The following is a 10,468-nucleotide window of genomic DNA, read 5'->3' on the forward strand; positions in this document are numbered from 1 at the left end:
CCGGGCCCGCGCCATCCACGCCCGCGCCGGCCCGGCCCGCGGGGCAGATGGCCGACCCGCGCCCCGGCGCGCCGCGGGCCGAGCACCGGCCGGAGTGAGGGCGACGCCCGCCGCCCCGGCTTTGCATCGATTTACATCGGCAAACTTGTGCCCCGCCCCTGCCCCCGGCACCATCCGGGCGAACGGGAGCGAAACCATGCCGCGTGCGCAGCCCACGGGCCTCCGGCCCACACGTCTTGTGCCCATACGCCTTCTGATCGTCCTGGCCGACGAGACGGCGCAGGAGGAGGCGGGCGGCCCGGAGCTCTCCTGCCTCGCCCCGGTCTACTACCTGTTCCGCGATGCCGGCGCCGAGGTGGTGCTGGCCAGCCCCTCGGGCGGCCACCCTGCCCTGCGGCTCCGGCCCGCCGCGGAGGGCGCGGCGGCGCCCGCGGTGGCGCGCTTTCTCGCCGACCGCGCCGCGCGAGACGCGCTGGCCGACACGCTGAGCCTCTCGCAGATCGTGCCGGAGGATTTCGACGCCGCCTTCTGCCTCGGCCACCACGGCACGCTGCAGGCGACAGGAGCAGGGGTGGGGGCGCAGGACGCGGCCGCGCCGGGCGCCCTGCTGGCCACCCTGCTCGCGGCCGGAGTGCCGGTGGGCCTGCTGCCCGGCGCCGGGGCGCGGCCGGGCCCCCGGGGGGCCGGGGAGGGACTGCTCATCCTCGGCGAGACCCCGCGCGCCGCGCGGCAGGCGGGCTGGCTGCTTCTCGCCCTCGCACGGGGCGATGCCGGTGCCTGAGCCCCGGACGGGCCGTCTTTGCATCGATTTACTTCGCTTGACTCGCCGCGGCGCCGCCGCGGTCCGCATGCTTCCTCCCGGGGCAGCCCCGCCCCCAGGCCAGAGGAGAGCGAGATGACCCGGCACGACACCCCCGAGGGCCCGCGGCCCTCACGCCGCGAGGTGCTGCAGGCCGGTGGCCTCGGGCTCGCCGCGCTGGCCCTGCCCGCCGCGGCGCTCGCCGCATCCGAACGTTCCACCAGCCCCGAAGGACCCCGGACCATGTCATTCGTCGAAACCCAGGACGGCACAGCGATCTTCTACAAGGACTGGGGCCCGCGCGACGCGCAACCCCTCGTGTTCCACCACGGCTGGCCGCTCACCGCCGATGACTGGGACGCCCAGATGATGTTCTTCCTCGGCCAGGGCTTCCGGGTGATCGCCCATGACCGCCGGGGCCACGGCCGCTCCTCCCAGACATGGGAGGGCAACGAGATGGACACCTACGCCGCCGACGTGGCCGCGCTCACCGATCATCTCGACCTGCGGGACGCGGTGCACATAGGCCATTCCACCGGCGGCGGCGAGGTGGCGCATTACGTGGCGCGGGCGAAATCCGGCTGGGTGGCGAAGGCGGTGCTGATCGGCGCCGTGCCGCCGATCATGCTGAAGACGCCGAAGAACCCCGGCGGCCTGCCGCTCGAGGTGTTCGACGGGTTCCGCGCAGCCCTGGTGGCCAACCGCGCGCAGTTCTTCCTCGACGTGCCGGCCGGCCCCTTCTACGGCTTCAACCGCGAGGGCGCCGCGGTGAGCGAGGGCGTGATCCGCAACTGGTGGCGCCAGGGCATGATGGGCGGCGCGAAGGCGCATTACGACTGCATCAAGGCCTTCTCGGAAACCGATTTCACCGAGGACCTGCAGAGCATCGCCCAGCCCGTTCTGGTGATGCACGGCGACGACGACCAGATCGTGCCCTATGCCGACAGCGCGCCGCTCTCGGCCGAACTGCTGTCGAAGGGCACGCTGAAGACCTATCCCGACCTGCCGCACGGCATGTGCACCACCCATCCCGACATCATCAACGCCGACCTTCTCGCCTTCATCCGCGGCTGAAGGCGCCTCACACAGGAAAGGACAGTTCCATGAGCAGCACGGCCCTGATCGTCATCGACATCCAGAACGACTACTTCCCCGGGGGCGACTGGCCGCTCTCGGGGGTGGAGCCCGCGGCCGCCAATGCCGCGCGGCTGATCGGGAAGGCCCGCGGGGCCGGCGACCTCGTGGTGCATGTCCGGCACGAGTTTCCCACCGACGCGGCGCCGTTCTTCCGCCCCGGCACCGCCGGCGCGGCCATCCACGAGAGCGTGGCGCCCGCGCCGGGCGAGCATGTGGTGCTCAAGCAGCAGATCAACTCCTACCGCGACACCGACCTGAAGGCGCATCTCGACGCGCATGGCGTGGACAGCGTGGTGATCTGCGGGAACATGAGCCACATGTGCGTGGACGCCGCCACCCGCGCCTCGGCCGATTTCGGCTACGACGTGACGGTGATCCACGACGCCTGCGCCTCCCGCCCGCTCGAATTCGGCGGCACCACCGTGCCGGCCGAGCACGCCCATGCCGCCTTCCTGTCGGCGCTCGGCTTCGCCTATGCCCGGATGATGTCGACGGAAGAGTATGTCGCGGCGGGCCATGTCGCGGCCTGAAACCCCGCGCCACCGCGCCGCGCCCGCGGGAGGGGGCGGCCGGGGGCGCGCCTTGCGAAGGAACTGCGGAATGCCCCGGACCGAACTCACGCGCCGCGAGCTGGTGGCCGGCGGCCTCTCCCTTGCCGCCGCGGCGGCCCTGCCCGGCGGCGGCCGGGCGGCGGAGGTGCGTCGCCTCTCCCATGGCGGCTTCGACATCGCCGTGCTCAGCGACGGTTTCCTCACCCTGCCCGCCGAGGTGCTGCTGCCCGACGCGCGGCAGGACGAGCGTGCGGAGATCCTCGCGCGTCTCGGCGGCGACGCGGCAGGTGCCCCGGTGCAGGTCAATATCCCGCTGCTGCGGCGCGGGGCCGAGGTGATCCTCGTCGACACCGGCTCCGGCAGCCATTTCCAGCCCAGCGCCGGGCGGCTCGTGGCCAATCTCCGCGCCCTCGGCCTCACCCCGGAAGACGTGACGGCCGTGCTCTGCACCCATGCGCATCCCGACCATTCCGGCGCCACCACCGACGCCGCGGGCGTGCCCCTCTTCCCCCGCGCGCGCTATGTCGCCGCCCGTGCCGAGTGGGAGTTCTGGACCGACAGCGGCTTCGAGCAGCGCTGGCCGGAGGCGCTGCACGGGTTTGCCCGCGGTGCCCGGCGCGACCTGCTCGCGGTTCAGGACCGGCTGACGCTGGTGGAGCCGGGCGACGAGGTGCTGCCCGGCATCACGGCGATCGGCACGCCGGGTCATACCCCCGGCCATCTCTCCTTCGAGATCGCCGACAGCACGCCGCTGCTCGTCACCGGCGATGCCTGCACCAGCGACGTGATCTTCTTCGAGCATCCGGAGTGGCATTTCGGCTTCGACACCGAGCCCGACCGCGCGCTGCACAGCCGCCGGCAGCTTCTGGACCGCGCGGCCACGCAACAGATGCTGATGCTCGGCTACCACTGGGCCTACCCCGGCCTCGGCCGTGCCGAGCGGCGGGGCGCGGCCTATCGCTTCGTGCCTGGCTAGACAGCCCCGGCACCAAGGCCCGGGCCCGGCCTGCCTCACGCCTGCCGCGGCCTTCACGCCGTCGGACACCCGCACCGGAGGGGGAAGGCGATGGGGTGCCGCTGCGCTCGCGCCTGCCCCGAAACGGGCCCGGTGCGCGGCACCCGCCCCGGCGCTCCCCGGCCGACAGGGGCGGGAGACAGCGCGGGCGAAGATGCAGGTCCCGCCGGCGCCGCGCGACAGCACATTCGCCCGGCCGCGCGAAAGCGCCCCTGTGCGGGATCCGCGCCGTCGGACGAGCCGCGATGCGACGACAAGATGATGTGGTGATACGTGGTCGGAGTGAGAGGATTCGAACCTCCGGCCCCTGCCTCCCGAAGACAGTGCTCTACCAAGCTGAGCTACACTCCGTACCGTGTGCAGCCTGATAGCGAAGTGCCGGAGCAAGTGCAAGCGGCAAAAAACGGCGCGGCGAAATCATCGCCCGGTGGCGACGAGGAAGCCGATCACCGCAGCCACCGCGAGGCCCGCGGCCACCGCCGCGGCGATCTTCCAGCCCGACCAGGGGCGCTGGCCGCGCACCTGCCCCGTGCGCCCGTTCACCACGAAACGGTAGGACTTGCCGCGGTAGCGATAGGCCGCCGTCCAGACCGGAAGGAGCACGTGCTTGAAGGTGATTCCGTCGATCCGGGTCTCGATCGAGCCGATGCGCTGCTCGTCGCCGCCGATGTCGAAGCGCACGTCGCGGCGGATGGTGCGGTCGATGATCTCGCGCGCCTCGGTGAAACCCTCCTCAAGCGGCACGGTATAGGCCTCGGCGCGGAAACCGGCGAGGAACTCGGGGCGGTAGGGCTCCAGCGCCGAGAGGTCCCAGGGGGCGAGGCCTTCGGCCTCGTCCTTCTCCAGGCTGCGCGAGGCAAGGATGAGCACGTCGTCGAAGAAGCGGTTCACCCGGCCGGAGGCGGGGCGCCAGCGGATGCGGCGCTCCTGGCGCATCACCGTCACCGGCTTGCCGTCGCGCATCACGGTCATCGGGCGGGTGACGTAATAGGCGTCGCCGCGCTGGCCGGTGTAGGAGCTGTCGGTGCGGGCGTCGTAGGTCCAGTAGGGGGTGTAGATGCCCTGCATGGCGCGGCCGGCGCGGGCGTATTGCGCAAGGCCCGAGGGCGCGAACCACAGCTTGCCCAGCCAGCGGTTCATCGCGGCGCGGGCCTGGGCCTCGTCGAGCAGGAAGGGCAGCACGCCGCGCGGCTTGATGTGGCGGTTCGCCCCGGTGTCGGTGACGACCGGGCTGGCGCAGAACGGGCATTCGGCGGCATGCGTGTCGGGGGCGAACTCGAACTCGGCACCGCAGCTCGCGCAGGTGACGGTGCGGGTCTCCTCCATCTCCTGCGCCTCGAGGACGCCGGCCACGGCGGCGCGGAAGTCGAGCTCGGCGATGACCGGGCCGCCCCAGGGGCCGCCCTCGGAATGCATGTCCTCGGTGTGGCCGCAATGGTCGCAGGTGAGCAGGTCCTGCGCCGGGGCATAGCGCATGTCCGACCCGCAGGTGGGACAGGGGAAGCGGTGTTCGGCGGATCCGTCCATGGGGCTGCGCTCAGCCCTCCGGCGCCGGCGGGGGCGGCGGGGGTGGCGGCGGCATCACGGTGAAGAGCCGGGCGAGCTCGTCGATCTCTCCCGCCGCGGTCCAGCCGTCGAGCCCGGGGGACCAGACGAGGGTCTCGCGGGTGAGCGCGCCGGTGCCGGCCATGCGGCCGAGCGAGGCCTTCGAGAACGGGCCCTTCGTCTCGCCGTTCTCGGCGATGTGCCAGACGCGCTCGGGCTCGGGGGGCGGCGGCGGTGCGGCGGCGCCGGGCGCGGTGGAGGCGGCCATGCGGCGCGACATCTCCATGCCCATGCCGATGCCGAGGCCCGCGCCCATGTCCGAGCCGGGGGTGCGGGCGGCGTCGCGCATCGCCTCGGCGGCGTTGAACTCGGTCCAGCGCGAGAGATCGCCCGCGACACCCATGGAGGTGCGCCGGTCGAGCGCCTTCTCCACCTCCTCGGGCAGCGAGATGTTCTCGACGAAGAGGGCCGGCATCTCCAGCCCGAAGGCCTCCAGCTCTGGCGCGATGCGGTCGCGCAGCAGGCGGCCGAGCTCGTCGGTGTTGGCCGCCATGTCGAGCACGGGGATGCCGCAGGAGGCGATCTTGGCCGAGAAGCGCGAGACGATGATGTTGCGCAGCTGGTTGGTCACCTCGTCGGTGGTGAACTCGCCGTCGGTGCCGACGATCTCGCGCAGGAACAGCGCGGGGTCCTTCACCCGGGTGGTGTAGGTGCCGAAGGCGCGCAGGCGCACCGCGCCGAACTCCGGGTCGCGGCAGATGATCGGGTTGCGCGTGCCCCACTTGAGGTCCTGGAAGCGGACGGTGGAGACGAAGTAGACCTCGGACTTGAAGGGCGAGCGGAAGCCGTGGTCCCAGTGCTGGAGCGAGGTCATCACCGGCATGTTGTTGGTCTCGAGCATGTAGAGACCGGGCGTGAAGACATCCGCGAGCTTGCCCTCGTGCACGAAGACGGCGGCCTGGCCCTCGCGCACGGTGAGCTTGGCGCCGTACTTGATCTCGTGGCCGTAGCGGGGGAAGCGCCAGACCATGGTGTCGCGGGTGTCGTCGGTCCATTCGATGACATCGATGAACTGGCCGGACAGGAAATCGAACAGGCCCATCGGCGGTTTCTCCCTTCTCAGCGGCGCGCGCTCCTTACGTAGTGTCAGGGCGGCGCGAGACAATATTGGCCTGGCCCCGGAGGGGACCGGATCGGCTGGCCTCGCAGGGGCCGCGGGCCGGGCGCGGGACGCGGCGCGCTACTCGTCGTCCACCCGGCCGCGCAGGGCCTTCACCTGGCCGCGCTGGGTCTTGGCGGCGAGGCGGCGGCGCTGGGAGCCGAGCGTGGGGCGGGTGGGCACGCGCTTCTTCGGCCGCTCGGCGGCGGCGGCGAGAAGGGCGACAAGCTTCTCCATCGCGTCCTCGCGGTTGCGCGACTGCAGGCGGTGGCGGTCGGAGGTGATGAGAATGGCGCCCTCGGTGGTCCAGCGCCGGCCGGCGAGACGGCGCAGCCGGGCCTTCACGTCACCCGGCAGGTTGGGCGAGCGGGCGGCCTCGAAGCGCAGCTCCACGGCGGTGGAGACCTTGTTCACGTTCTGCCCGCCGGGGCCGGAGGCGCGGGTGAAGGTCTCGGTGATCTCCCAGGGGGCGATCGAGATCTGGTCGGTGATGCGGATCATCGCCCTTCCCTGCCACAGGGCGGCGGCGCTGGAAAGGCTGCGCGCATGAAACGGGCCGGGTATCGGGCCGGGGGGCGCACGGGGCTCAGACCGGCACGAGCCGGCCGATCTCGGCGGCGAGGGCGCGGATCTCCTCGGCGGCACGGGTGCGGGCGGCGATCTCGGTCGCGCCCGCGCCCTGCATGAAGGCATCGGCGAAGGCGGCGCGGGTGCCCACCCGGGTTTCGGCCAGCGGCGCGCCCGCCTCCTCCAGTGCGGCGACGGCGGCATCTGCGGTGCGGCCGCGCGGCGGCATCCGGTTGAGCACCACGGCGAAGGGCAGCCGGCCGGAGCGCATGGTCTGAAGCGTCGCGGCGGTGGCCCAGACATCGGCCATCGAGGGCTGACAGGGCACGATGGCCGCATCGGCGCCCGACATCACCGTGAGCCGCAGCGCCTCGGCGTGGCCGGCGGTGTCGACCAGCACCACGTCGGCCTTGGCCTGCGCCTCGCGCAGGTCGGAGGAGGCGCGCCAGTCGGCACTCTCGATCAGCACGGAGAGCGGGCGCGCGTCGGGGTCGGCGGCGCGCATCGCCGCCCAGCCGGAGGCGGAGCGCTGCGGGTCGAGGTCGACGATGCCCACCCGGCGCCCCTGCCCCAGCCAGAGGGCCGCAAGCTGGGTGAGCAGCATGGTCTTGCCGGCGCCGCCCTTCGCCTGGGTGAACAACAGTGTCGTGGCCATGCCCGTCCCTCCTCGTCGCTTTGCCCCAGTAACGCCGGGCGGGGCCGCCAAGGCAACTCCCCTTGTGGCCCCGGGAGCAGGCGGCGTTTCGCGCCCGCGGGGGTGGGCCGCGCTGCCGCCGCCGGCCCGCGCGCCCCTCGCATGGGCGGGAGCGGGCGCGAAACGGCGCCGGGGGGCCGGGCGGTCACGGGAGGATGGCGCGCGGGCATGGCCCGGCGGAGGTTCAGGCGCCGGGGTCGCGGGTGTAGAGGTCCTGGGCCCGGCCCACGCCGCGCAGCGCGAAACGGCCGGTGGAGACGAGGCCCGCCCGCTCGGCCGGGCCGAGCAGGTCGCGCAGCGTGTCGGAGACCAGCAGGTCGCGGTCCACCGAGCGGCACATGGCGGCGATGCGGCTCACCTCGTTCACCGCCGGGCCCACCACGGTGAAGTCCAGCCGGTCGCGCGCGCCGATGTTGCCGTAGAACACTTCGCCCACATGCAGCCCGACATAGGCCGTGGCCACCGGCTCGCCCCGGCTCGCGCGCCGCTCGGCCAGCGCCTCGAGCCGGGCGCGGAAATCCGCCTCCGCCGCCAGCGCCTGGCGGCCGCGCTCCTGGGCCGAGCCCTGCCGGAACACCGCGAGGACCCCGTCGCCGACCAGTTTCAGCGTCTCGCCGCCGGCCCCGTGGATGGCGGTGATCGCCGCCTCGGCGTAGTCATTGAGGAAGGGGATGATCTCGGCCGGGCTCGCGCGCTCGGCGATGCTGGTGAAGCCGCGCAGGTCGGAGAACCACAGCACGGCCTCGATACGCTCGGCCATGCCGCGCAGGATGCGGCCGCGCAGCACCGTGTCGGCCGCGCCATGGCCGAGGTAGACCCGCGCCAGGGTGCGCAGCACACGGCCCACCGCGACGCTCTTCACCGCCGCGGCAAGCGCGCGCGCGACATGCTCCAGCCGGGCCACGTCGGCATCGGTGAAGCCGCCGGGCGCCCGGGTGGCATAGCTGGAATAGACACAGTCCATCTCGCCGATCGCGTCCTCGGCGGCGATGCGGTGCACGAAGCACAGGTAGTCGGTCATGCCGTCGGCGGCGAGTTCGGCCACCATGAGCGAGCGCCCCACTTCGCCCCGGTCCAGCCGCAGGCGCAGCATCGTCTGGCCCGAGACCACCAGCTCGTGGAACGGCGTGCGGGCCCAGGCCTCGGCCGCCTCCCCCTCGCCGGTGCTGCCGTACTCGAAGTCCACCCCCTCGGGCTCGTCCACGGTCCAGCGCGCGCCGCGGCCCTCCAGCGTGGGGTGGAGCATGTCGGCGAACACCAGCGCGCGCGCAAGCGGCAACCCGCTCGCCACGCAGGCCGAGCAGAGCCCGCCGAGCAGCGCGCGCTCCTCGAGCCCCTCCAGCACGCCCTGGGACAGCCAGTCCAGAACCGGGTCAGTCTGCATCTCTCGTCTCCGCGCCTGGCGCCGGATATCCGAGTGAGGATCCGGCCGGATTGCAGTGGAAGGCATGCATGCCTCCGGGCGGGAAGGCCGCGTTCGGCGTGCTCCCGAGGAGGTCCGTTCGACGGCCGCTCGGGAAGGCGCGGCCACGCGCCGGCCGCTTGCGCCTGCGCCTGTCCCCGCCGGGTCTGCGCCTCGCCCGGGCGGGGCAGGCCCGAGGCTGTCGCCGCCATCGCCATCGACAGCCGCCCGCACGGCCCGACAGGGCCCGGCGGCCTCCTCTGCGCGCCTACAGATGGCCCGGAGCGGGGCGCGAGGGCAACGGCGAATTGCCGGGCGCCCCCGGGCCGCGCGCCCGTGTCGCGCTGCGCGCGGGCGCCGGCATGTCCGCGAAAGCGGGCAAGAGAGAGAGGGGCACGACCCGGCCGGCGGTCGGGGCCGCGCGGGCCCTCATGGTCGGACAGGTGACGCCGCCGCCCCGCCGCGGTGTTCCGCTCCCTGCAGCACCGCCCGGACGGGGCGGAGGCGGTGCCGCCGGCCGGCGCGCCCCTCCTCGCGGGCTACTCCGGCTCCGGCCCCGGGCCGGGCCTGACGGAGGGCTCGACGGCATGTGCCGCGCGCCCGCCCAGACCCGCCGCGGGATCGGGCGGCACGGCGGGGTCGACGGCCTCGGAGCCCGCGATGAAGAAGGTCACCAGCCCCAGCGTGCGGGCCAGCCGCATCGCCTCCGCCGCGTCCGCGACCCGCCACCAGCGGCCGGTCTTGTCACAGGAGAGGATCATCGCCCGTTCCGGCGCCCCGGGGCGCGGACCTCGCCGGATTGTTGCGAAAACAGCGCAGGATCCTTTCTTAATTCAGATTTCAGCAAGAATTTTCCCGTCAGCCTTGTCTTGCTAGAACGATATTCTATCTAGGGATGTATTCCTTGTTGGACTCGGGGCGCGGCCTCCTCCTCAGATGAGTGCCGCGCCCGCCTTTTTCCACCCTCCCCCCGCCGTTCGTCACCGGTCGCCGCAGATGCGCCGGGGCCGGAGGCTTGCGTGGCAAGCTCCGGCGGGCCGGAACTCTGGCCATGGCGCGGCCCGGAAAGCCGCCCCGCATGCTGTGGCCGGGCCAGAGTGACGTTGCGGCGCACAGGTGAGAGGGGCGAGCGCGTGGCCCCCCAGCCCTCATGCCGCAGTGACACGCCCGGCAATACGCGGCAGAGGCTGGGCATGACCCGCTCCGCCCGCCATGCCGCGAGGATGCGCCGCACCGCCCGGGGGTGGCCGGCGCGGCTGTTGCACATGCTGAGCATCCTCGCCCTTCTGGTGGCCCAGGCCACGGGCGGCACGATGCTGCCCGGAATGGCCCACGGCATGGCGCCGGGTATGGCAACCGGCAGCGCCTCCGGCTCGACACCGGATGGACGCGCCTCCGGCACGATCCCGGATGAACGCGCCTCCGGCACGATCCCGGATGAACGCGCCTCCGGCACGATCCCGGATGAACGCGCCTCCGGCACGATCCCGGATGAACGCGCCTCCGGCACGATCCCGGATGAACGCGCCTCCGGCACGATCCCGGATGAACGCGCCTCCGGCACGATCCCGGATGAACGCGCCTCCGGCACGATCCCGG

General features: G+C 73.1%; 11 protein-coding genes and 1 tRNA gene. 5 read left to right on the forward strand and 7 right to left on the reverse strand.

The annotated features are described in order from the left end of the window. The first annotated feature begins 238 nt into the window (after window positions 1-238). The 4 genes from D3P35_RS25275 to D3P35_RS25290 all read left to right on the forward strand — a co-directional run bounded on the left by D3P35_RS25275 (window position 239) and on the right by D3P35_RS25290 (window position 3,463). Window positions 239-781 carry a transporter gene (locus D3P35_RS25275; protein ID WP_157982329.1) on the forward strand — a complete coding sequence of 181 codons (543 nt, stop codon included), beginning with the start codon at window positions 239-241 and terminating at the stop codon, window positions 779-781. A gap of 261 nt (window positions 782-1,042) precedes the next feature. After that, on the forward strand, window positions 1,043-1,873 hold the full coding sequence (locus D3P35_RS25280; protein WP_198670799.1) for an alpha/beta fold hydrolase: 831 nt from the start codon (window positions 1,043-1,045) through the stop codon (window positions 1,871-1,873). Between the two features lie 29 nt (window positions 1,874-1,902). After that, window positions 1,903-2,466, forward strand: coding sequence for a cysteine hydrolase family protein (locus tag D3P35_RS25285; RefSeq protein WP_118138710.1), 564 nt, complete (start codon window positions 1,903-1,905; stop codon window positions 2,464-2,466). A gap of 70 nt (window positions 2,467-2,536) precedes the next feature. Continuing rightward, window positions 2,537-3,463 (forward strand): MBL fold metallo-hydrolase, encoded by a 927-nt coding sequence (locus D3P35_RS25290; protein ID WP_118138711.1) that lies wholly within the window; start codon window positions 2,537-2,539, stop codon window positions 3,461-3,463. A gap of 313 nt (window positions 3,464-3,776) precedes the next feature. Here D3P35_RS25290 and D3P35_RS25295 read toward each other — a convergent pair. The 7 genes from D3P35_RS25295 to D3P35_RS25325 all read right to left on the reverse strand — a co-directional run bounded on the left by D3P35_RS25295 (window position 3,777) and on the right by D3P35_RS25325 (window position 9,630). Next, window positions 3,777-3,853, reverse strand: a tRNA-Pro gene (locus D3P35_RS25295). Window positions 3,854-3,919: 66 nt separating this feature from the next. After that, a complete protein-coding gene (locus tag D3P35_RS25300) occupies window positions 3,920-5,029 on the reverse strand; it encodes a primosomal protein N' (replication factor Y) - superfamily II helicase (protein ID WP_118138712.1) in 1,110 nt (369 codons plus the stop codon). 10 nt (window positions 5,030-5,039) lie between these two features. After that, the gene (locus tag D3P35_RS25305) at window positions 5,040-6,149 is read right to left on the reverse strand and encodes an SPFH domain-containing protein (RefSeq protein WP_118138713.1); all 1,110 of its coding nucleotides are present in this window, start codon (window positions 6,147-6,149) and stop codon (window positions 5,040-5,042) included. 138 nt (window positions 6,150-6,287) lie between these two features. Further along, window positions 6,288-6,707 (reverse strand): alternative ribosome rescue aminoacyl-tRNA hydrolase ArfB, encoded by a 420-nt coding sequence (gene arfB, locus D3P35_RS25310; protein ID WP_118138714.1) that lies wholly within the window; start codon window positions 6,705-6,707, stop codon window positions 6,288-6,290. Window positions 6,708-6,792: 85 nt separating this feature from the next. Continuing rightward, window positions 6,793-7,428, reverse strand: coding sequence for a ParA family protein (locus tag D3P35_RS25315; protein ID WP_118138715.1), 636 nt, complete (start codon window positions 7,426-7,428; stop codon window positions 6,793-6,795). 223 nt (window positions 7,429-7,651) lie between these two features. Then, window positions 7,652-8,851 (reverse strand): adenylate/guanylate cyclase domain-containing protein, encoded by a 1,200-nt coding sequence (locus tag D3P35_RS25320; protein WP_118138716.1) that lies wholly within the window; start codon window positions 8,849-8,851, stop codon window positions 7,652-7,654. 557 nt (window positions 8,852-9,408) lie between these two features. Beyond that, window positions 9,409-9,630 carry a hypothetical protein gene (locus D3P35_RS25325; protein ID WP_118138717.1) on the reverse strand — a complete coding sequence of 74 codons (222 nt, stop codon included), beginning with the start codon at window positions 9,628-9,630 and terminating at the stop codon, window positions 9,409-9,411. 432 nt (window positions 9,631-10,062) lie between these two features. On the opposite strand from D3P35_RS25325, the gene D3P35_RS26850 reads away from it, so the two are divergent. Further along, on the forward strand, window positions 10,063-10,468 hold a 406-nt coding region (locus D3P35_RS26850; protein ID WP_232830628.1), incomplete at its 3' end, for a hypothetical protein.

It is taken from the genome of Oceanicella sp. SM1341 (assembly GCF_003448965.1).
GTDB lineage: Bacteria > Pseudomonadota > Alphaproteobacteria > Rhodobacterales > Rhodobacteraceae > Paroceanicella.

Bases quoted from the DNA above. Each gene is read 5' to 3' on its own strand.
- D3P35_RS25325 (WP_118138717.1), bottom strand. From the start codon at position 9,630: ATGATCCTCTCCTGTGACAAGACCGGCCGCTGGTGGCGGGTCGCGGAC.
- D3P35_RS25290 (WP_118138711.1), top strand. From the start codon at position 2,537: ATGCCCCGGACCGAACTCACGCGCCGCGAGCTGGTGGCCGGCGGCCTC.
- D3P35_RS25320 (WP_118138716.1), bottom strand. From the start codon at position 8,851: ATGCAGACTGACCCGGTTCTGGACTGGCTGTCCCAGGGCGTGCTGGAG.
- arfB (WP_118138714.1), bottom strand. From the start codon at position 6,707: ATGATCCGCATCACCGACCAGATCTCGATCGCCCCCTGGGAGATCACC.
- D3P35_RS25300 (WP_118138712.1), bottom strand. From the start codon at position 5,029: ATGGACGGATCCGCCGAACACCGCTTCCCCTGTCCCACCTGCGGGTCG.
- D3P35_RS25315 (WP_118138715.1), bottom strand. From the start codon at position 7,428: ATGGCCACGACACTGTTGTTCACCCAGGCGAAGGGCGGCGCCGGCAAG.
- D3P35_RS25305 (WP_118138713.1), bottom strand. From the start codon at position 6,149: ATGGGCCTGTTCGATTTCCTGTCCGGCCAGTTCATCGATGTCATCGAA.
- D3P35_RS25285 (WP_118138710.1), top strand. From the start codon at position 1,903: ATGAGCAGCACGGCCCTGATCGTCATCGACATCCAGAACGACTACTTC.
- D3P35_RS25280 (WP_198670799.1), top strand. From the start codon at position 1,043: ATGTCATTCGTCGAAACCCAGGACGGCACAGCGATCTTCTACAAGGAC.